The 22,786-nt window shown below is 31.7% G+C and carries 22 protein-coding genes; 21 read left to right on the forward strand and 1 reads right to left on the reverse strand.

Going from position 1 to position 22,786, the window contains the following annotated elements; translation table 11 throughout:
• The first annotated feature begins 12 nt into the window (after positions 1–12).
• The 16 genes from CLPA_RS01280 (at position 13) to CLPA_RS01355 (ending at position 15,519) form a co-directional block, all read left to right on the forward strand.
• Entirely contained in the window at positions 13–594 is a 582-nt protein-coding gene (locus CLPA_RS01280) for a hypothetical protein (protein WP_003440741.1), read from the forward strand.
• A 100-nt stretch (positions 595–694) separates the two neighbouring features.
• Positions 695–1,423 carry a ZIP family metal transporter gene (locus CLPA_RS01285; RefSeq protein ID WP_003440742.1) on the forward strand — a complete coding sequence of 243 codons (729 nt, stop codon included), beginning with the start codon at positions 695–697 and terminating at the stop codon, positions 1,421–1,423.
• A gap of 159 nt (positions 1,424–1,582) precedes the next feature.
• Entirely contained in the window at positions 1,583–2,635 is a 1,053-nt protein-coding gene (locus tag CLPA_RS01290) for an L-threonylcarbamoyladenylate synthase (protein WP_003440743.1), read from the forward strand.
• A gap of 210 nt (positions 2,636–2,845) precedes the next feature.
• The gene (locus tag CLPA_RS01295) at positions 2,846–3,298 is read left to right on the forward strand and encodes a low molecular weight protein arginine phosphatase (protein ID WP_003440744.1); all 453 of its coding nucleotides are present in this window, start codon (positions 2,846–2,848) and stop codon (positions 3,296–3,298) included.
• An 82-nt stretch (positions 3,299–3,380) separates the two neighbouring features.
• Entirely contained in the window at positions 3,381–3,821 is a 441-nt protein-coding gene (rpiB, locus tag CLPA_RS01300) for a ribose 5-phosphate isomerase B (RefSeq protein WP_003440745.1), read from the forward strand.
• Positions 3,822–3,851: 30 nt separating this feature from the next.
• On the forward strand, positions 3,852–4,481 hold the full coding sequence (gene upp / locus CLPA_RS01305) for a uracil phosphoribosyltransferase (RefSeq protein WP_003440748.1): 630 nt from the start codon (positions 3,852–3,854) through the stop codon (positions 4,479–4,481).
• 24 nt (positions 4,482–4,505) lie between these two features.
• Positions 4,506–4,766, forward strand: coding sequence for a DUF6637 family protein (locus CLPA_RS01310; RefSeq protein ID WP_003440751.1), 261 nt, complete (start codon positions 4,506–4,508; stop codon positions 4,764–4,766).
• 133 nt (positions 4,767–4,899) lie between these two features.
• Positions 4,900–6,162, forward strand: coding sequence for an Nramp family divalent metal transporter (locus CLPA_RS01315; protein WP_003440754.1), 1,263 nt, complete (start codon positions 4,900–4,902; stop codon positions 6,160–6,162).
• Between the two features lie 119 nt (positions 6,163–6,281).
• Positions 6,282–6,680, forward strand: coding sequence for a bacteriohemerythrin (locus tag CLPA_RS01320; RefSeq protein WP_003440757.1), 399 nt, complete (start codon positions 6,282–6,284; stop codon positions 6,678–6,680).
• Positions 6,681–6,920: 240 nt separating this feature from the next.
• Positions 6,921–8,672, forward strand: coding sequence for a sigma-54 interaction domain-containing protein (locus tag CLPA_RS01325; protein WP_003440761.1), 1,752 nt, complete (start codon positions 6,921–6,923; stop codon positions 8,670–8,672).
• Positions 8,673–8,850: 178 nt separating this feature from the next.
• On the forward strand, positions 8,851–9,960 hold the full coding sequence (locus CLPA_RS01330) for a BMP family ABC transporter substrate-binding protein (protein WP_003440763.1): 1,110 nt from the start codon (positions 8,851–8,853) through the stop codon (positions 9,958–9,960).
• A gap of 19 nt (positions 9,961–9,979) precedes the next feature.
• The gene (locus CLPA_RS01335) at positions 9,980–11,515 is read left to right on the forward strand and encodes an ABC transporter ATP-binding protein (protein ID WP_003440765.1); all 1,536 of its coding nucleotides are present in this window, start codon (positions 9,980–9,982) and stop codon (positions 11,513–11,515) included.
• Positions 11,496–12,572 carry an ABC transporter permease gene (locus CLPA_RS01340; protein WP_003440766.1) on the forward strand — a complete coding sequence of 359 codons (1,077 nt, stop codon included), beginning with the start codon at positions 11,496–11,498 and terminating at the stop codon, positions 12,570–12,572. Before CLPA_RS01335 ends, CLPA_RS01340 begins: the two co-directional genes overlap by 20 nt.
• Positions 12,572–13,501, forward strand: coding sequence for an ABC transporter permease (locus tag CLPA_RS01345; protein ID WP_003440767.1), 930 nt, complete (start codon positions 12,572–12,574; stop codon positions 13,499–13,501). The genes CLPA_RS01340 and CLPA_RS01345 overlap by 1 nt, the downstream gene beginning before the upstream one ends.
• A gap of 24 nt (positions 13,502–13,525) precedes the next feature.
• Complete coding sequence (locus tag CLPA_RS01350; RefSeq protein ID WP_003440768.1) at positions 13,526–14,548, forward strand: XdhC family aldehyde oxidoreductase maturation factor; 1,023 nt, start codon at positions 13,526–13,528, stop codon at positions 14,546–14,548.
• Positions 14,545–15,519, forward strand: coding sequence for a molybdopterin-binding protein (locus CLPA_RS01355; RefSeq protein WP_003440769.1), 975 nt, complete (start codon positions 14,545–14,547; stop codon positions 15,517–15,519). The genes CLPA_RS01350 and CLPA_RS01355 overlap by 4 nt, the downstream gene beginning before the upstream one ends.
• A 111-nt stretch (positions 15,520–15,630) precedes the next feature.
• Here CLPA_RS01355 and CLPA_RS01360 read toward each other — a convergent pair whose 3' ends face one another.
• Positions 15,631–16,518 carry a LysR family transcriptional regulator gene (locus CLPA_RS01360; RefSeq protein WP_003440770.1) on the reverse strand — a complete coding sequence of 296 codons (888 nt, stop codon included), beginning with the start codon at positions 16,516–16,518 and terminating at the stop codon, positions 15,631–15,633.
• Between the two features lie 210 nt (positions 16,519–16,728).
• Between CLPA_RS01360 and CLPA_RS01365 the strand changes: the two genes are divergently transcribed.
• The 5 genes from CLPA_RS01365 to CLPA_RS01385 all read left to right on the forward strand — a co-directional run bounded on the left by CLPA_RS01365 (position 16,729) and on the right by CLPA_RS01385 (position 22,761).
• Positions 16,729–17,937, forward strand: a complete 1,209-nt coding sequence (locus CLPA_RS01365; RefSeq protein ID WP_003440771.1) for an MFS transporter — start codon at positions 16,729–16,731, stop codon at positions 17,935–17,937.
• 174 nt (positions 17,938–18,111) lie between these two features.
• Entirely contained in the window at positions 18,112–18,981 is an 870-nt protein-coding gene (locus CLPA_RS01370) for an NAD(P)-dependent oxidoreductase (RefSeq protein WP_003440772.1), read from the forward strand.
• Between the two features lie 145 nt (positions 18,982–19,126).
• Complete coding sequence (locus tag CLPA_RS01375) at positions 19,127–20,044, forward strand: FAD binding domain-containing protein (RefSeq protein ID WP_003440775.1); 918 nt, start codon at positions 19,127–19,129, stop codon at positions 20,042–20,044.
• Positions 20,019–20,504 carry a (2Fe-2S)-binding protein gene (locus CLPA_RS01380; protein WP_003440779.1) on the forward strand — a complete coding sequence of 162 codons (486 nt, stop codon included), beginning with the start codon at positions 20,019–20,021 and terminating at the stop codon, positions 20,502–20,504. The genes CLPA_RS01375 and CLPA_RS01380 overlap by 26 nt, the downstream gene beginning before the upstream one ends.
• Entirely contained in the window at positions 20,497–22,761 is a 2,265-nt protein-coding gene (locus tag CLPA_RS01385) for a xanthine dehydrogenase family protein molybdopterin-binding subunit (protein ID WP_003440781.1), read from the forward strand. Before CLPA_RS01380 ends, CLPA_RS01385 begins: the two co-directional genes overlap by 8 nt.
• Positions 22,762–22,786: the final 25 nt, after the last annotated feature.

Raw genomic sequence — 22,786 nt, forward strand, 5'->3', positions numbered from 1 at the left:
GTGGGAAGGATAATGAGTATAGATAAAGCTATTAAAAAACAGAGAGCTTCTTATAGGAGGTCTATGATAGCCATGAGCTTTATACTTGTTTTCCTTCCTTTAGTTTGGTATTTATCTGAGCAGATAAATATATTTTTTTTCGTGTACTTATCTTTAATAGAGATATTTATTTTAACGGCAATGATTTTTAAAACCAAAATTCAGGTTTTAACTTACGAAATAGACAGATATAAAATTAAGATTAGTATTGGCTTCCCTAAAAAAGATATAAAATTACTCTGTGAAAAAGTAGATATAATTCATGCAGAGGGCAGTGAAAAGGATATGAGAGTAGTTTTAATAACTAAGGCTACTACACGCAGTAGATTTATACGAAAAGTTGATGCTAACTTTCTGAAAAGATATCCCTATGCAGGATACCATTATGGCAGATTTAAAAAAAATAATCCTGAAAGTAATTATTTTTATACAGTAATTTCTACTGGAGGTTATAAAAAATATAAATTATTAAATGAATTATACAAATCTTGTACTAGTGCTTTTTTTACAGAAGAGGCCATACTTCAAATAAAAGAATATAGAAACAGGCAATAGAAAATAACAGCAATATGCATAGATTATTTTTTTATATGTCCTATAAATGAATAAATCCCCATATCTATAAATAGAATGTTATAGATATGGGGGTGATTTTTTGAATGTAGATACTATAATAATATTGATGTTTGTGAGTACAGTATCTTTGCTTGGAACTTTGATAGGTTCTTCAGTTGGACTTTTAATCAGGAATCCATCTAAAAGACTTTTAGGAGGACTTATTGGCTTTGCAGCGGGAATTATGCTTGCAGTTGTAGCTTTTGATCTTATTCCAGAATGTATAAAAAGATGGAACTTTTCGAGTACTATTAGTACTGCTTTTGTGGGAATAGCAATTATAGCTTTTACAGACAAGCTTACTGCAGGTAAAAAGTTTAATTCAAATAAACACTTACAAATTGCATTTTTGACAGCTTTAGGGCTTATGCTGCACAATTTCCCAGAGGGAATAATTATGGGATGTGGATTTATTGCAGGGGGAAGTTTAGGAATTAAAATGTGTATACTTATTGCAATTCATGACATACCTGAGGGAATTGCGGTGGCAGCTCCTATGGTAGCATCTAAAGTGGATTCTCTTAAGATTTTTATGTATACGGCATTAACAGCATTGCCTACAGCTTTTGGCGCAGCTATGGGAATATTTATAGGAGGTATATCCCAAGGTGTATTAGGTACAAGTCTTGGACTTGCTTCTGGAATTATGTTATATGTAGTATGTGGCAAAATGATACCAGAATCTAATGCTATTTATTCTGGAATTACAACTACTTTGGGAACTTTAGGGGGTTTTTTGCTTGGACTTACTATGTGCACAGTTTTATAGATGATATAAGTACCTGTTATATTATTAGTTATTATAATAAAATGCTGCTTTAATCTTATAGCCTTACATTATGAGAATTTGACAGTTAAAATATTTAATAGTACAATGAAGTCAATTTGTTTGTAGTACGATTTTATTTTGTTTGGAAGGTGTATTTTAGTGGAGACTAAAGTTAATGTATTAGATTCTAATAATTTAGATGAGAATATACTGAAAGAAGTTGCAAATGTCATAAGAAATAAGGGATTGGTAGCTTTTCCAACAGAGACAGTCTATGGATTAGGTGCAAATGCGTTGGAGCCAGAAGCTGTAAAAAAGATTTTTTTAGCTAAAGGAAGACCACAGGATAATCCTTTGATAATTCATATCTATGATTTGGATCAAATAAGTTCTTTAGCTAGGAATATACCTGAAATTTCCAGAAAGTTTATGGATAAATTTTGGCCTGGTCCCATGACAATTATACTGGAAAAGACAGATCTAGTACCGGAAGTTACTTCTGCGGGACTAAGTACTATTGGTATAAGAATGCCAAAAAGTATTATTGCAAGAGCAATAATAAAAGAATCAGGAGTGCCTATTGCAGCACCTTCAGCCAATATATCCGGGAGGCCTAGTCCTACAGATATGGAGAGATGTGTGGAAGACTTAAAGGGAAAAGTTGACTATATAGTAGGCGGCGAAATCTCAGAAGTGGGACTAGAATCTACTATTATAGATTGTACTGTCACTCCTCCTTGTATATTAAGACCCGGTGGTATAACTCTTGATATGCTTAAAGAAGTAGATAAAGATATTTACATAGATCAATCAATAATGAAAAAGCCAGAAAAAGATTTTAAGCCCAAAGCTCCAGGCATGAAATACAGACATTATGCTCCTAAAGCACCTGTAAAAATTGTTAATGGAGAATTGAGGAAAACCATTGTAAGAATTAATGAAATGGTGGAAGCTTATAGAAATGACGGCAAAAAGGTTGGAATTATGGCTACTGAAGAGACAAAGGATCAATATGAAAATGCTTTGATTATATCTGTTGGAACTAGAAAAAATATGGATAGTATAGGAAGAAATCTTTTTGAAACTCTTAGAACTTTTGATGACAACGAAGTGGATGTTATACTATCTGAGGCCTTTGAGGAAAAAGGATTTGGCATAGCCATAATGAATAGATTAAAAAAGTCTGCAGGATTTAATGTAATAGATGTCTAGAAGAAATACTTATTTATAATTAAATACTTTTAGGATAATTGCAGCTTTGTGGTATAATAATATCAATGTATGTATTCAGATAGCTGCAATATAAATTGTTGAGTAAAATCTAGTTTTTGAAATATATTTATAATGAACAGCGGTTAATTATGGTTTTGATATCTATAATAATTATTCTATAATTTTAATATGCAAAGGGGAAGAGTAATATTGAGGATACTTTTTGTTTGTACAGGAAATACCTGTAGAAGTTGTATGGCAGAAGCTATATTCAATAAGTTTTGTAATATAGAAGGAGTTTTAGCTTTTTCGGCAGGACTAAGTGTAGTACCTGAAAGTATTACTTCTAAAAATTCAGCTTTGTTAGTTAAAGAAAATCTAGACATGGATTTAGCGAGTAGAAAAGCAGTTCAGCTTACGGAAGAAATGATTGAAGAGGCGGAGCTTATTCTTACTATGACTTCTTACATGGCTGACATAATTAAAAATAAGTTTAAACAACATAAGTCTAAGGTATATCCTTTAAATGAGTATGTTTCTTTAGGTAAAGATATAACCGATCCTTATGGTGGGGATATCAATATATATACTAATACTTTTAATGATTTAAAGGAAAGTATAGAACTTTTAATTAAAAAATTACAAGATAAAGGTATTGACTAAGATACATTTATCTTTTTTTGTGAAGATATAATAATTAATTTATCTAGATATATTATATAATTTATTGAGTGGAGGTATTATAATGAAAATAGCATTAGGCAGTGATCATGCAGGTCTATCCCTTAAAAAAGTAATAATAAAACATTTGGAAGAAAAGGGAGTAGAAATAAAGGATTTTGGTACATATACGGAAGATTCCTGTGATTATCCAGATTATGCATATAAGGTAGCGGTTCAAGTAGCTGATAATAAATTTCATTTGGGTATATTAGTTTGCGGTACTGGAATAGGTATAAGTATTGCGGCCAACAAGGTAAAGGGAATTAGGGCAGCAGCTTGTTCTGATACTTTTTCAGCTCATGCCTGCAGAGAACATAACAATGCCAATATAATTGCTCTTGGAGAACGAGTAGTGGGGCCAGGACTTGCTATAGATATAGTGGATGCTTTTTTACAGGCAAAATTTGAAGGCGGAAGGCATGAAAAAAGAATAAATAAAATTTCTGAAATTGAAAGTAAATAGTAATTTTAACGTTAGTTAGGAGAATATAATATGGGAAAAGCAATAGAAATAAGACATCCTTTAATAATACACAAGTTGTCTTTTATAAGGGATAAAAATACACCTTCTAAGAATTTTAGAGAATTAGTAGAAGAAGTTGCTATGCTTATGGCTTATGAAGTAACACGAGATATGAAGATGGAAACTGTAGAAATAGAAACCCCTATCTGTAAGATGGAATCTAAGAGAATTACAGGTAAGAAAGTTGCTATAGTTCCAATTTTAAGAGCAGGTCTTGGTATGGTAGAGGGTATGCTTAAACTTATTCCAGCGGCTAAAGTTGGCCATATAGGACTATATAGAGATGAAAAGACTCTTCAGCCAGTAGAATATTTCTGTAAACTTCCTAAGGACATTGAAGAAAGAGATATAATATTGACAGATCCTATGCTTGCAACGGGAGGATCTGCCATTGATGCAATAACTATTCTTAAGAAAAAGGGAGCTAGAAGTATAAAGCTCATGTGTCTTATAGGTTCTCCAGAAGGGGTAGATGCTGTTAGAGAAGCGCATCCAGATGTAAATATATATTTGGCATCAATCGATGAAAAATTGAACGAAGAAGGGTATATAGTTCCAGGGCTTGGAGATGCAGGAGACAGATTGTTCGGAACACGTTAATCTTTCAGCGAGGGGGATATATACTTGAAAAATAAGTTTTTAATTATAAGAGTAATACTTGGAGTATTAATTGTTTTAATATCTGTACTTACTTTCTTAAAAATTGGCGATAAGAGGATAATGATGCCTACCATACTTTTGTTATTAGGAATTCTTCAATTATTCAATGGATTAGATTTTTTTAGCAAGAGTATAGATAGAAAAGGATTTGGAATATTTTTGATATCTAGTTCTGCATTCCTTATATTCATTGCAATTTCTATTATGATTATGATGTTTAAGTGATTTTTACATAAAAAAGTGTTATAAAATAGGACAAAAGGCGAAGCAAGTGTACTCATAATTATATAAGTTGCTTCGCCTTTTTTATAGTATCTAAGTTCAGTTAGTAATAATTTTATTGTTTGGAGGTGCGGTTATGAAAAGTCTTCTTAAATTTAATATATTCAAAGGAGAACATAAACCCAGGCTTACCGCTATGGATTTTTTTAAGTATATAGGACCGGGATTACTGGTAACTGTGGGATTTATTGATCCCGGTAATTGGGCATCAAATGTATCTGCGGGAGCAAACTTTGGATATATTCTTTTATGGATGGTAACTCTGTCAACTATTATGCTCATAATATTACAACATAATGCAGCTCATCTTGGTATAGTTACAGGAGATTGCCTTTCAGAAGCGGCCACTAAAAATATTAAGCCTGTTATAAAAAACATAATACTTATAACTGCTGTAGCGGCCTCGATATCAACAGCTTTAGCTGAGCTATTGGGAGGTGCAATAGCTCTTAATATGCTGTTTAAAATACCGATTAAGCTGGGTACAATTATAATGCTTCTGTTGATTGTATGGATGTTGTTTACAAATTCTTATAAAAAACTTGAAAGATGGATTATTGGATTTGTTTCAATTATAGGAATATCCTTTATATTCGAATTGACTTTGGTACATGTGGATTGGAAATCAGCAGTTACTGGCTGGGTTACCCCATCTTTCCCTGAAAATTCTATGCCTGTTATAATGAGTGTGCTGGGGGCTGTAGTCATGCCTCATAACTTATTTTTACATTCAGAAATTATACAGAGCAGACAGTGGAATTTAAAGGATGAGAGTGTTATAAAAAAACAGCTTAAATATGAGTTTGCAGATACTTTATTTTCTATGATAATAGGATGGGCAATAAATAGTGCCATGATTCTTTTGGCAGCTTCAACTTTTTTTGTAAATCATGTTGAAGTAACTGAATTAAGTCAAGCTCAAGAAATGCTTAAACCTCTTTTAGGCAGTGGAGCGTCTATAATATTTGCTTTGGCACTTTTATTTGCAGGAATATCTTCTACAGTTACAGCAGGAATGGCGGGGGGGAGTATTTTTGCCGGTATATATGGTGAACCTTATGATATAAGTGATAGTCATACAAAAGTTGGGGTCTTTATTACATTGATTTTAGCAGCTCTTGTGATATTTTTTATAAGAGATCCTTTTAGGGGATTAGTTTATTCTCAAATGTTCTTAAGTGTTCAATTGCCTATAACTATTTTTACTCAAATTTATCTCACTTCATCAAAAAAAGTTATGGGTAAATTTGTAAATTCTATTATAGATAAAATACTTCTTTGGGTAATAGGAATAATTGTTACAATACTAAATATAGCATTACTTATAAGCTATTTTTAACAGAATAATTCTATTGTAAAGACAATTTGCGTAAAGAATGGTTTTTATTATATATAAATTTAAGAGATATACTTTGTAAAATAATAAGTCTATTTACAAAAAAATGAGGGGGATAAAGCATGTTAAAATGGAAAGATGATTATTTGCTTGGGATTGAAAAAATTGATGAACAGCATAAGGAGCTTTTTAGAATAGCAGAGTCAGCTTATAATTTGCTTAAAAGTGAGTATTTTGTGGACAAATATAATAAAATAATAGAGATTGTTGAGGAGCTTAGAGATTATACTATTTTTCACTTCCAGGAAGAAGAAAAATACATGATGAGTATAAAATACAAAAAATTCTTTTCTCATAAAATGGAACATGATAATTTTATCAAGAAATTAAATGAGGTTGATCTAAAAGCTATAGATGAAAATCAAGATAAATATATTATGGAATTATTAGAATTTATAGTGAATTGGATAAGTGAACATATTTTTGTTACTGATTTTAAAATAGTAAATAAGGTTCGTTAATATGTAATAATTTAAAAAAATCAAAGTAAACTGTGTCTATATTTTAGAATCAGTTTACTTTTTATTTTATGGATAAAATATGGATGCTATTTTATAATATGGATATAAAATTATCAATTTTATAATAAAATTCTAGTAATTATAATATAATTTTATTAAATTATCAAAATGATTATTGACATATACACTTATTAATAATATACTCATAGACATTAACTAACTTACATTGGAGTGAAACTTATGAGTAGTATATTGAAAAAAATACAAAATACTGCAATTCAATGTGCCGATATTTTGTCCCAAGTTTTAGGGGTAGATGTGGAGATTGTAGATGGCAAGCTTGTTAGAATTGCTGGTACGGGTAAGTACAAAGATGCCATAAATTCTAGCCTTGAGAATGAAGGTCATGTCTATAAGAGCATTTTAAAAACTGGAGAAAATTATATAATAACTGAGCCGGGAAAACATGAGATTTGTTTAGAATGTCCCAGTCACAATAATTGTATAGAAAAATTTGAAATGTGCACACCGATAAATTTAAATAATCAGGTAATAGGAGTAATAGGCCTCATTTGTTTTGATGATTATCAAAAAGATAAAATTTTATCAAATATAGATACCTATTCAGTTTTTCTAGAACAAATATCTGATCTTATAAGTGCTAAAGCTTCTGAAACTATAAAAAATGAAAATACTACTAACATGGCTAACTTATTAAAAGTGATGACAGATGAGATAGCTGAAGGAGTAGTAATATTGGACAAAAACTATTATATATCTCATTGTAATAAAAAAGCCAATGAAATATTAGATCTCTATGATGGAAGCAGTGTAAAAATGAATGTAGAATTTACGGGGAATTATTTATGGGAAGATCAGGAATTTAGAGTTTTACTAAAGGGTGAAGAATATTTCTTGGTGGGAAATATGAGTGATATAGAACTAGGAGAAAGATATAAGTACATATTTATATTCAATGAAAGTAAAACTATAAAAAATAAAATAAATAGGTTGACGGATAACGGAAATGACATAGTATTTGACAATATACTTGGAACTTCTACAAAAATAATGACTATTAAAAAGAAAATATTAAAAATAGCAAAATCCATATCTACAGTACTTATTACAGGAGAAAGCGGCTCTGGTAAAGAGATGTTTGCAAGAGCAATTCATAAAGCTAGTAATAGAAATGATAAAGCTTTTATAGCAGTTAATTGCGGTGCAATACCAGAGAATCTTTTAGAGAGTGAGCTCTTTGGCTATGTTAAAGGAGCTTTTACAGGAGCCGATCCAAAGGGAAGAGAAGGTAAATTTCAATTAGCTAATGGTGGTACTATTTTTTTAGATGAAATAGGAGACATGCCTCTCCATATGCAGGTGAAACTTTTGAGAGTAATCCAGGAGAAGGAAATAACCAAACTTGGAGCCAATGATCCTATAAAAATAGATATAAGAATAATAGCAGCTACAAATAAGAATTTAGAAGAACTTATAACAGAAGATAAATTTAGGGAAGATTTATATTATAGATTAAGTGTAATACCTATAGACCTGCCGCCTCTTCGTGAAAGAATAGAGGATATAAAAATATTAACTTATAATTTTGCAAATAAATACTGTAAGTTATTTAATAAAAAGTTTATAGGTATAGATGGAGACATATGGAACCATATGCTTACCTATAACTGGCCGGGAAATATAAGAGAACTTCAAAATACAGTGGAATTTATGATAAATATGATGGATTCAAGTGGAATTATGACAAAAGAAACACTGCCTAAGAGAATAGTTGAAAAAACTGAGAACAATTTATTAAATACTCAGTATACAGAAATACTAAATTTAAAGGAATTAGAAAAACAGGCTATAAAAAATGCACTTAATATCTATGGAGTTACTACAGAAGGTAAAAAATTGGCAGCTATAAAGCTGGGTATAGGAATTGCAACTCTTTATAGAAAGATTGAAGAATATCAATTAAACACTTAATGATTATCGTTATAATAATTTTTATCACAATGATAATGATAATTTAATTGGTAATATTTAATAAATTATCAATAAATGCAATATAATAATAAAAAAGTATTAACAAAATTGCAATATTGATGTTGGCATGAATATTGCTGATATAATATTGAGTGATAAATTTAAGGGGGTAACAAACATGAAAAAAATATTTACTAAGATGGCAATAGGAACATTATTGTTAGTTATGCTTCTGACAGGATGTTCATCAGGTCAAAGCAGCACTTCATCAGATTCATCAAACAAAGACAAAAAAATAAAAGTAGGATTTTTACTTAGTGGTCCTGTAACAGATGGTGGTTATAACTATGCTCAGGATTTGGGAAGAAAATACTTAGAAAAAGAAACTGGAGTAGAGACTATATACAAAGAATCAGTACCAGAAGATACAGCGGAAGTTCAAAGAGTATGTGAAGATATGATAAATCAAGGAGCTAATGTAATAGTAGGTGCAAGTTTTGGATTTATGGATGGAATACAGGCAGAGGCTAAAAAACATCCAGATATAAAATTCCTTCATGCTGGTGGATATAAACAGGAAACAAATATGTCTAACTATTTTGGAAGAGAATATGAAGCAAGATATTTATCAGGAATTGTTGCTGGTATGAAAACTAAGAGCAATAAAGTTGGATTTGTTGGAGCTTTCCCAATACCAGAAGTTATAAGAGGAATAAATGCATTTACTTTAGGTGTTAGATCTGTAAATCCTAATGCTACAGTAAAAGTAGTATGGACAAATACTTGGTATGATCCTGCAAAGGAAAAAGAAGCAGCTAAGGCTTTAATAGCACAGGGTATAGATGTAGTAGGACAACATCAAAACACTCCTGGTGTACAGGAAGCAGCAGAAGCAGCTGGAGTATTTTCTATAGGTTATAACACAGATATGAGCAAATATGCTCCTAAAGCTAATTTAACATCAGATGTATTTAACTGGGGAGTTTACTATACAGCTCAGATAAAAGAAATACAGGCAGGTACATGGAAATCAAGCAGCTATTGGGGCGGAATAAAAGATGGTATTGTAGATATAGCACCACTTACAGCTAATGCACCACAAGGAGCAAAAGAAAAAGTAGAAGCAGCAAAGGCAGATATAATTTCAGGTAAAAATAAAATATTTCAGGGACCAATCAAAGATCAAAAAGGTACTGTAAAAATTAAAGAAGGCAGTTCTTTAACAGATGAACAAATAAAATCTATGGATTGGTTTGTTGAAGGAGTAGATGGAACTATACAAAAATAACTAGTGTGGAGTGATACTTATGAGTTCAGAGTTGATTTCTGTAAAAAACATAACAAAAGTATTTGGAAAAGTTATAGCTAATAGCAATATAGACTTTAGTGTTAATGCGGGAGAAATACATGCACTCTTAGGTGAAAATGGCGCTGGTAAAAGTACTCTTATGAACATGCTGTCAGGAGTTTATACTCCTGATAGCGGTTCTATATTTATTCATGGGGAAAAAGTGCATTTTTCGTCTCCTAAGGATTCAATTAAAGCAGGTGTAGGAATGGTATTTCAGCATTTTAAACTGGTGGAATCAATGACTGCCAGGCAAAATATTTTACTTGGTCAGAATAACAAATTATTTATTGATGAAAAAAATACTTCTAATAGTATAAATGAAATTTGTGAAAAATTTGGGTTCAATATAGACTTAGATAAGTATGTATATGATATGTCTGTAGGAGAAAGACAAAATCTTGAAATTTTAAAAATACTATATAGAGGTGCGGATATTCTTATTTTAGATGAGCCTACTTCTGTGTTTACACCACAGGAAACAAAAAAGTTGTTTAATATAATGAATAGGATTAAAGAACAAGGTTGTGCTGTCATATTTATAACTCATAAATTGGATGAGGTTATGGAAGTAGCAGACAGGATAACTATTCTTAGAAAAGGTGAAGCAATTTGTACAGTGGATAAGAAAACTACCAATCCTAAAAATCTTACTGAGCTTATGGTAGGAAAAGAAATGGATTTGTTCATAGATAGAGTTGAATATAAGCCGGGAGATACAGTTCTTAAGGTTTCAAATTTAAATGTTTTAGGTAGTGATAATGTAAAACTTTTAAAAGATGTAAACTTTGAAATAAAAGAGGGAGAAATATTTGGGGTGGCTGGTATTGCAGGCTGCGGACAAAAAGAACTCTGTGAGGCTATAACCGGCATATGTAATATAGAAAGTGGAAAAATTATATTTAAGGGACAAGATATATCAGGAAAATCTTCAAAGGAAATGATGAAAAATAATATAGCTATTGGATTCATACCAGAGGATAGACTTGGAATGGGACTGGTTGGTTCTATGAATATAGTTGATAATCTTATGCTTAAAGATTATAAGAATCAAAAGGGACTATTATTAAACAGAAGGCCTTTAATAGAAAAAGCAAAGAAGTTAGTAGAAAAATTAGAGGTAAAGACACCGGGAATATTCTATCCTATAAGGTATCTATCTGGTGGTAATATACAAAAAATATTACTGGGAAGGGAGCTTAGTTTGAATCCAAAACTAATTGTAATGGCTTATCCTGTAAGGGGATTAGATATAAATACCTGTTATACAATTTATAATCTTATAAATGAAGAAAAACAAAAGGGAAACTCTGTTTTATTTGTAGGAGAGGATTTAGATGTATTGATGAAACTCTGTGATAGAATAATGGTTTTAAACAGTGGTAATGTTACAGGTATTCTAGAGGCAAAAGATGCTACAAAAGAAAAGCTTGGAATGCTGATGGTATCAAATGCAGATAAGGGCGGTGATAATTATGATGATACGGCTTGCTAAAAGATCAGATATAAGCAATAAAAAAAGTATGCAGATAAGAATAGCAGCTATAATTCTTGCTCTATTAGTAGTAAGTATATTTTTAGCAATACTTAGATTAAATCCGATTATGGTTTATGGAACTATGATAAAAGGAGCTTTTGGTTCACCTTATAATATAAGACAAACTATAATAAAAGCTATTCCACTACTTATATCAGCTCTTGGAGTATGTATAGCTTTTAAAATGAAATTCTGGAATATTGGAGGAGAAGGTCAGATAATGATGGGGGCTTTTGGAGCTTCTCTAATAGCATTAAACTTTCCAGATATGTCAAAGCCAATATTACTTATATTAATGTTTATATCAGCATTTATATTTGGTGGTATATGGGCGTTTATACCCTCCTTCTTTAGAGTAAACTGGAAGACTAATGAGACTATTACTACTCTTATGATGAATTATATTGCTCTGAAGTTTGTAACTTATCTTCAGTATGGGCCTTGGAAAGATAAAGCAGCTCTCGGATTCCCTAAAATACCAAATTTTTCAGATAATGCTACTCTTCCAGAAATATTTGGGGTACATATAGGATGGATTATAGCCATTATTGTAACCATATTAGTTTTCATTTACTTGAACTATACAAAAAAAGGATATGAAATTTCAGTAATAGGTGAAAGTGAGAATACAGCTTTGTATTCAGGAATAGATATAAAAAGAGCAGCTCTTGGAGCTTTATTTTTAAGTGGTGCTATTTGTGGTATAGTGGGTTTTTTGCAGACTTCTGGAGTAAGTCATACTTTATCTGTAGAAATAACAGGTGGTGCTGGTAATACAGCTATAATAGTAGCATGGCTTGCTAATCTTAACGCTATAGCAATGGCCTTAGTTTCCATATTATTTGCAGCACTTATAACGGGAGCGAATTATATACAGACAGCCTTTGGAATACCTCAGTCTGCTGCTCTTATACTGCAGTCAACTATTCTTTTCTTTGTACTGGGAAGTGAATTCTTTATAAGATTTAAAGTTAAATTTGCATCAAAAGAAAAAAAGGCTGAGGAGGTAGCATAATGAGTTGGTTAATTAGTTTTTTAACAGCAGCGGTAGTTGCAGGAACGCCACTACTTTTTGGAACACTTGGAGAAATAATTACAGAAAAAGCAGGTCATTTAAATCTTGGTGTTGAAGGTATAATGCTTATGGGCGCTGTAATTGGATTTATTGTAGGATTTAAGACAGGTAATCCTATTCTTGCATTGATTGCGGCTATGGCAGCCGGTGCAGGCGGTGCACTTATATATGCTTTTTTAACTGTTGGACTTAGAGCAAATCAGGTAGTTTCAGGACTTACACTAACTATTTTTGGAAGCGGATTTTCCAGTATGGTGGGTTCAAAAATGGTTGGACAGATTGCTCCAAATTCTATAAAAAATTTCTTTCAGCCTATTGATCTGCCTATATTATCTAAAATACCATTTGTAGGTCCTATATTTTTTACTCATGATGTATTTGTGTATTTGGGATATGTATGTGCTGTTTTACTTGGAATATATCTGTATAAGACTTCAAAGGGTTTAAATTTAACTGCTATAGGTGAAAATCCTGCAGCGGCAGATGCGGCAAGTATAAATGTTAATTTGTATAAATATGTGCATATATTATTAGGAGGAGCTCTTTCGGGCCTTGGAGGAGCATATTTATCTCTGGTTTATGTACCAACCTGGCAGGATAATGTTACAGCAGGAAGAGGATGGATTGCAGTAGCTCTCGTAATCTTTGCAGGATGGAATCCTTTCAAGGCTATAATAGGTGCGTTTTTCTTCGGTGGATTAGATATAATAGGATTTAGACTTGCAAAACCTATAGTGTCTCAGTATTTGATTGCCGCAGTTCCTTATATAGTAACTTTTATAATACTTATAGTGGTTTCTATGCGAAAATCAAAGAAGAATGCTCCACCAAATGCACTTGGAAATTCTTATTTTAGAGAAGAAAGATAAAAATTAAATTAGAGGAGGGATTTAATGAAAGAATTATTTAACAGAATATGTGATTCATTAGAACAGGGAGAACCTGTAGTATGTGCAACTATATTTGGAAGTCGAGGTTCCTCTCCTCGTACTTCAGGTGCTAAAATGATAATATTTAAAGATAAAAATATTTTTGGTACCGTTGGAGGAGGAAGACTTGAATCACAGGTTTTAACCAAATCCACTGAAATATTTAGCAGTAAAAAAAATATTACCATGCATTTTGATTTGAATGGATTAAAAGAAACGGATATGATATGTGGTGGAGAAGTAGAAGTTTTATTAGAATATTTAAATCCAAGGGATGTAGATATCTATAAAACTTCTCTTAATTCTATAGAAAAAAATGAAAGAGCTTATTTTATAACTTCTTTGAATAAAGAAAACCTAACTGTAAATAGGTATCTTTATACTTATAACAATGAAAATATTAAAGGCTCCAGGGGATTAGACAGAGAACTTTATGATAAACTTAAAGATAGCTTAGGTAAAAAACAGTTAAAAACTGTAGATATAGATAGTTATACTTATATTATTGAATCCATATCTAATAATGAAGTGTTATATATTTTTGGAGCTGGACATATATCTGAAAAATTGGCAATGCTCACAAAAATGGTGGATTTTAAAACTGTAGTAATAGATGATAGAAATACCTTTGCCAGTAGAGAGAGATTTCCATCAGTAGATGAAATTATGGTGATAAATTCTTTTGATGAAGATATAAACATTGAAATTGATGAAGATACTTATATGGTTTTGATAACTAGAGGCCATGCATCGGATTTTAAAGTTATGAAACAGGTATTAAATTCAAAAGCTAAATATATAGGAATGATAGGAAGTAAGAGAAAAAGAACAGAAATATGTTCAAAACTTAAAGCTGAAGGATATGTAGAAGAGGATTTTTTAAGGATTCATTCTCCTGTAGGATTGGAAATTAATGCAGATACTCCTGCAGAAATAGCTGTCAGTATAGCGGCAGAGCTCATTAAGGTGAGAGGAGAAAATAAATGAAAACTATAAATATAAAAGAAGCTATAGGTCTTCCTATAGGACATGATATTACTCAGATTATTCCAGGAGAGTTTAAGGGAGTAGCTTTTAAAAGAGGGCATATAATAGAAGAAAAGGATATAGATAAGTTAAAATCCTTAGGTAAAGAACATATTTATATAGAAGATATACCTGATGAATTCATCCATGAAGATGACTGTGCTGTAAGAATTGCCAAGGCTATTTGCAATAATAGTGATTATGATATAAGTGGCGTATCAGAAGGAAAAATAAATATATACTCAAAAATTGATGGAGTTTTTAGAGTAAATGAAAAAAGACTTTATGAGCTTAACGAAATAGAGCACATTACTATAGCAACTATTGTCAATAATGCAGTGGTATCAGAAGGGCAGAAAATTATATCGGAGAGAATAGTACCTTTATATACTAAGAGAGAAAATATTGAAAAGCTTGAAAGACTATGTAGTTATGAAGAAATATTTAAAGTTATTCCTTTTGTGAAACAAAATATATATTTAATAATTACAGGTACTGAAATATTTAATGGTACTATTAAAGATAAATTTTATGATACACTAAGACCTAAGTTTGAATATTATGGCTGTAATATTATAAAAACAGTAAAACTTCCAGATGATAAGCAGAGAATAAAAGAGGAAATAAGAAAAGCTATCAACATGGGAGTCGATATGGTGGTCTGTACTGGAGGGATGTCCGTAGATGAGGATGATTTAACTCCAATAGCTATAAAGGAAGAGATAGAGGAACTAATTGTTCATGGGGTGCCAGTACAGCCTGGGAATATGTTTTTGCTTGGATATGAAAATCATATACCAGTTATGGGAATTCCTACAGCGGCAATTTTTAATGATAAAACTGTATTTGATATGGTTTTACCACTTATAGTATGTAAAGAGAAATTAAATAGGGATTTTTTCTTAAAGTTAGCTGTAGGTGGATTGTTGTAATTTATAAGCTGTTTGGAAATGAAAAACTTTCTTAGGCAGCTTTGTTTTAGTTTATGAAGGTATTAGAGCAGGGACAATTAGTTTATAAATCCCTGCTGATGAAAAGATTAATCAATAAAAGTACTCTATAAAATGAGATGCAGCTGTAGATAAATATCGATTTTTCATCCAGATTAAAGCTGATTTAGCTTCCATAGATGGATTTGTAATCTCTTTAATTTCAAGATTTGTATTGTACATAAGTGTAGAAGAAGTTCTTGGTACTAATGCTATGCCAATACCAGCATTTGCCCAAGTTAATGATGATATAATATCATCATTTTTACATATTATATTGGGAGATAAACCTAATTTATTGAAAGCTTCTGTTATTACATTTTCAAATCTTCTATGAATTATAAGGGGTTTATTTTCCAGTTCTTTTATTGATATTTTATCTTTGTCTATATTTCCATATAATTCTGATTTTGCTACAGTTACCATAATATCATGAGTATGATTTTTTAATTCACTGTTTTTTATATATAATGAATTATAGACTTTAGTATTGAAGGGAGTACGTACAAAGCCTAGCTCTATAATTCCATTATTTAAAAGCTCCATTATTCTAGTACTGCTTCCATCCCACATCTGAAAGTTTATATTAGGATATTTTTGATGAAATTCATATATTTTTTTGGGTAACACAGTAATGGCAGAAGAGCCTACAGTACCAATATTAAGGGTGCCTTCTAATCCTTTATTTAAATCTTTTAATTCCTTTTCAGTAGCATTAACTAATTCAATTATTTGTTCGGATTTATTTCTAAGTATGATTCCAGCTTCTGTTAATTCTATATTTCTACTATTTCGTATAAATAATTTAACTCCAAGTTCAGTTTCCAAAGCTTTTAGTTGCTGACTAAGAGGGGGCTGGGAAATATTTAACTTTTTAGCTGCAGCAGTTATTTGCCCTTCCTCTGCAACGGCAAGAAAATATCTAATTTGTCTAATATCCATTTTACAATCTCCTTTATATCCATATGTTTTGCATATGAATTGATATATATTAAATATTTTTCATATGAATATGTTTTTGTTATAATAATAAGAAAAAAATAGATTTTTGGCAATAAAAATTATTGAAAATTATTAAAATGTAGATTTTTATATTTATTTTATAATAATTTATCAATGAAGACATAATAAATATAACAAAAGGAGAGAAAAATGAATCGATATATTAAATTATTGACATCAGGACATTTAATTACAGATATCTATCAAGGGGCATTACCTGCTATGCTGCCATTTCTTATTACAGAAAAACATCTCAGCTATGCAGCGGCTGCATTTTTGATTTTTGCAGCTAATCTCAGTTCTTCTATAGTTCAGCCTATATTTGGACTTTATTCGGATAAGATTTCAGCACCTTGGACATTGCCGTTAGGAGTTTTTCTTGGAGGACTTGGAATAGGTGTAGCAGGAATTAGTTCTAACTATTGGGTTATGGCTGCTGCAGTGGCTGTGAGTGGTATTGGAATAGCCGCCTTTCATCCAGAAGGAGCACGTTTGGCAAATAAATTTGCCGATAAAAATAAAGCCACTAGTGTGAGCACATTTTCAGCAGGTGGAAATGTAGGCTTTGCCGTAGGGCCAATAATAACAACAGAAGTATTGCTATTATTTGGACTAAAAGGAACAATCATTCTTTGTTTGCCAGCAATGATAATGAGTTTAATCTTATTGTTACAATTAAATACTTTTTATGCCAAATTACAAAGTATTAATGAGGAAAAGGCATTAAATGGAATTAGTAATACTGCTGATGAATGGAAGCCTTTTGTAAATTTAACTGCAACACTTCTTTGTCGTGCTATAGTATTCTTTGGACTTAATACATTCCTGCCTCTATATTGGATACATGTATTTAATCAATCAGAGAGGTCTGGAAGTATAGCATTATCAATATTGATTATTTCAGGAGTTGTTGGAAATCTTATTGCAGGACGTCTATCGGATAAAATAGGAAATAAAAAAGTAATAATAGGTGGATATTCTGCTCTTATACCACTTTTATTTATATTTATAAATGTTCATAATATTACTATTGCTACAGGGTTATTAATACCTATAGGTTTTGCACTTTATACTCCTTTTAGTCCAATGGTAGTACTTGGACAAAAATACTTGCCAAATCATATGGGATTGGCCTCTGGAGTTACTTTAGGTCTGGCAGTTACTATGGGAGGAATAGTTTCACCACTGCTTGGATGGATATCAGATAATCATGGAATACATGCAGCGGTATCCAGTTTAACTATTATACCTATTGTTGCGGTGCTTTTAGCATCTATGCTGACTAAACCAAAGGTAGATTTAGTTAAAGAAAAAACGAGAAACATAAAAGATGTTGTATCTATAGATAGTGATGTTTAATATTTAAAGAGTTGATATTATACAAATTTAAATCATAATTATTCTATATTAATATAGTGTGAAGAATTTTTAGTGGATTAATATATTTAGAGTAAAAATATGAATTTTTATATAGGAAAATAAAGATTAGAAATTAATGAGTTATTTATATAGAAGATATTTGGAGGTATACAAATGAGAATAGGTTTTATCGGATTAGGTGTTATGGGAAAAAATATGGCTAATAATATATTAAAAAAAGGCTATGAACTTAAGGTTTATGATTTGTCAGAAAATGTTGTTAAGGAATTTAAGGAAAAAGGAGCTCTAGTTGGAGAGAGTCCTGCTGAAGTGGCCAAGGGAGCAGATATAGTAATGACTTCTCTTCCAAACTCTGAAATAGTTAAAAGTGTTATTTTAGGTGAAAAGGGTATTTTGGAGAGTGCTTCAGCTGGAACTGTAATAATAGATTTAAGCAGTATTACGCCTAAAACTATTCAACATATAGCTAAGGAAGCTGAGAAGAAAGGCGTAGAAGTAATAGATGCTCCCGTTAGTGGTGGTTCCACTGGTGCTGAAAAAGGTACACTGACTATTATGGCTGGAGGTAAGGAAGAAGTATTTAATGACGTAAAAAAAGTTTTGAAAAGTATAGGGGAAAAAATTTATTATGTAGGCAGTGTAGGGGCAGGTGATACAGTAAAGCTTGTAAATAATCTTTTACTTGGTGCAAATATGGCAGCAGTATCAGAAGCACTTACTTTGGGAATGAAAGCTGGTTTGGATACAGATATTTTATTTGAAATCATCAGTAAAAGCTCAGGTAATTCCTATGCTTTAACCTCTAAATATGAAAGGTTTATAAAAGAAAAAAATTTTAAACCTGGATTTATGATAGATCTCCAATATAAAGATTTACAACTTGCAGTAGATACAGCAAAGGATTTAAAAATGCCACTGATTATAGGAAATTTAACTCAGCAGATGTATCAAATGGCTAGAAGTGAAGGAATGGGTAAAGAAGATATTTCAGCAATGATGAAGCTTTATGAGAAGTGGTTGTAGATTTAAAAATCGATATTACAATAAATCGACAAAAATATTTACAATTTGACAAATGATATATAATATAGTAATTAATTTCGTATAACTAGCTTTATTTTAAAGATTAAAATGATTAGCATTAGTAAAGCAAGGGGGGATGAGCAAAATGAATTCATTTCAATATTATAGTCCAAAGAGTGTCAGAGAAACTCTTAATATATTAGACAGATGCGGTGAGAATACATATATTTTGGCAGGTGGTACTGACTTCATTGTTAAAATGAGAAAAAAAATAGTAGAACCTAAAAATGTAGTGAATTTAAAAAAAGTTGAAGAACTTAGTTATATAGAAGAAAAAGATAATATTATTAAAATAGGTTCTATGACAACTCATTCCCAGATAGAACAAAATAAAATAATTAATAAAAAAGCTACAATTTTGGCTGAAGCGTGCAGAGATGTTGGTTCTACTCAAATAAGAAATTTAGGGACTATAGGTGGAAATATTATGAATTCATCCGCAGCTGCAGATTCTGTGGCTGCACTAGTTGCATTAGATTCTAGCTGTGTTATTGTTGGATCTGAAGGAGAAAGACTAGTAAATATAAATGATCTTTATGGAAAGAATGGTAATGCAGTTATAAATAAAGGCGAAATTTTAAAAGAAATATTCTTTAAAACACCAAATAGTAATATTGTATCTGGATTTAAAAAATTAGGAAGAAGAAGTGCTTTAGCTATAGTTGTAGTAAGCATCGGTATAATTATTGAAAAAATGCCAGAAGAAAATATATGTAAAAATATTAGAATTTCTCTTGGGGCAATTTCAAGAAATCCATGTAGAGCCAAAGCGGCTGAGGATATTTTAATAGGTAAAGAAATAAATGTAGATAATATTGAAAAATGTTTGGACAAAATTTCAGAATTTACAGTTAGTAATCTTGAAAAATCACCTTTTAGAAATTTAATTTCACATAAAAGATATGCAGTAAAGGGAATTGGATTAGAAGTATTTGAAAGAATTTGTTCAGAGATAAAGTCAGTAAGGAGGCATAATTATGGGAAAAGTGAAAGTGTTCTTTAAGCTGAATGGGGAAGATGTTTCATCAGAAATTGATCCTAGTAAGAGATTGCTAGATGTTATAAGAGAAGACTTTGGGCTTACCAGTGTGAAGGAAGGATGTTCTGAAGGTGAGTGTGGAGCATGTACTGTCATACTAAATGGAGAAGCAGTTACATCTTGCTGTATATTAGGGGCTCAGGTTGATGGATGTTCAGTAACTACTGTAGAGGGGCTTGAAAAAAATGGAGAACTAGATATACTTCAGCAAGCATTTTTAGATGCAGGTGCTGTTCAATGTGGCTTTTGCACTCCGGGAATGATACTTTCTGCCAAGGCTTTGTTAATGAAAAATCCAAATCCTACTTTAGAAGAAATAAAAACAGCTATATCAGGTAATTTATGCAGATGTACAGGATATAAGAAGATTATAGATGGAGTACAGTTGGCGGTAGAGAGAAGTAATGGTGATATAAATGAATGATTTCAATGTTATTGGTAAAAGTGTTCAAAAAAAGGATGGAATTCCTAAAGTTACTGGAAAAGCCCTTTTTGCAAGAGATATAAAGTTTGAGAGTATGCTTTATGCTAAAGTTTTGAGAAGTAAAGTTGCTCATGCCCTATTGAAGAGAGTTGATACCAGCAAAGCAGAAAAATTACCAGGTGTAGCTGCAGTACTCACAAGCAAGGATATACCAGGCAGTAATAGGATTGGAATAATTATGAAGGATGAACCGGTATTAGTAGATGATAAAATCAGAAGATACGGAGATGCTCTAGCCGTAGTTGCGGCAGAAACAGAAGAAATTGCAGAAGAGGCACTGAATTTAATTGAAGTTGAGTATGATGAGCTGCCTTTAGTTACCAATGTATATGAAGCTTTAAAGGAAGATTCTCCTAAAGTACATGGTGATACAAATCTACTTACAACTAGGACTCTCATAAAGGGAGATGTAGATGAGGCTTTTAAAAAATGTGATGTAATAGTAGAAAAAATCTATAAAACAAATTATTATGCTCATATGTTCATAGAGCCAGAAGCTGGAGTATCAAAATATGAAAATGGATTACTTACTATTTGGGCATCTACGCAGAATCCTCATTTTGATAGGGGAGAGGTTGCAAGAGTATTAGGACTTCCTCAAAGTAAAGTAAGAGTTGTACAGGCTGAAACTGGCGGGGGATTTGGAGGTAAGCTTGATATTTCTACTCAATGTTTTCTTGGCCTTCTTACCTATCATACAAAGAAACCTGTAAAACTAGCTTATACCAGAGAGGAATCCATGGAAGTTTCTTCAAAAAGACATCCTCATATTATGAAATACAAAACTGGAGCAGATAAAAATGGAAAATTGATTGCCATGGAGGCAGAATTCATTGAGGACTCTGGGGCATATGCATCTTATGCACCAGCAGTAATTACAAGGGCAGTTGTTCATTCCACAGGTCCCTATGAAATACCTAATGTAAGAGTGAGGGCCAGCATGGTTTATACAAATAATCCAATGGCAGGGGCTTTCAGAGGCTTTGGAGTACCACAGGTGTCAATTGCCCATGAACAGCAGATGGATATGTTGGCAGAAAAATTAAATATGATCCCCTATGATATAAGAATTATAAATGCACTTAGAGTAGGATCTTATACCTGTACTATGCAAAAATTGGAGGATAGTATTGGTGTTGTTGAGACTTTGGAAAAGGCAAGAGAAAAAGCAGAAGAGGTCATATTAAATAGTACCTGTGAGTTAAGCAGCAGGAAGAGAAGAGGTGTGGGAATAGGTTGTATGTGGTATGGCATAGGAAATACAGGCCTTCCAAACCCTGCATCAGCATTTTTAGAAATGCATAAAGATGGATCAGTAACAGTTATGGCAGGATGTGCAGATATAGGTCAGGGATCAAACACAGTAATGTGCCAAATAGTAGCGGAAACTTTGGGGGTCAATTATGAAGAAGTAAATATTATATCAGCGGACACAGGTTCTACTCCTGATGGAGGGGCAACTTCAGCCAGCAGGCAGACTTACATATCGGGAAATGCTTGTAAAAAGGCAGCTGAAATGGCTAAGGAAAGCTTGATGCAGGTGGCTGAGGAATTATTAAATTCTCCGAAAGAAGATATTATATTAAAAAATAAGAGAGCCTATGTAAAAGGTCATGAAGATAACAACGTAAGTCTTCAGGAAATTTTAAGTAGATGTGCAGCTAAGGGTATTATGATAGTTGGTTCAGGCTATTTTAATCCTAATACAACAGGCCTTGATCCACATACTATGCAGGGTGTTCCATTTGCTACTTATGCTTTTGCTACACATTTTATAGAAGTTGAAGTTGATATCTATACTGGAGAAGTTAAAGTATTAAAGGTTATTGCAGCTCATGATGTAGGTAAGGCAATCAATAGGAAAATGGTAGAAGGTCAAATAGAAGGTGGCTGTTTAATGGGAATGGGGCTTGGAATTCTTGAAAATCTGCAGGTAGAAAATGCAAAGATGAAAACATTGAATTTTTCAAATTATTTAATTTACACTGCAAAGGATATACCAGAAATATATCCTATAATTGTAGAAAGTGAAGAATCAACTGGCCCTTTTGGGGCAAAAGGTGTAGGTGAGCCCGCATTAATTCCTGTAGCACCAGCTATTCTTAATGCTGTACATAATGCTATTGGAGTTAGATTTACAGAAATACCATTAACTCTTGAAAAGGTAGTGGAGGGATTAAATAACAAGTTTAATTAAAAATAAACTATTTTGAGAAGCTAAT

Source organism: Clostridium pasteurianum DSM 525 = ATCC 6013 (assembly GCF_000807255.1).
Classification (GTDB): domain Bacteria; phylum Bacillota; class Clostridia; order Clostridiales; family Clostridiaceae; genus Clostridium_I; species Clostridium_I pasteurianum.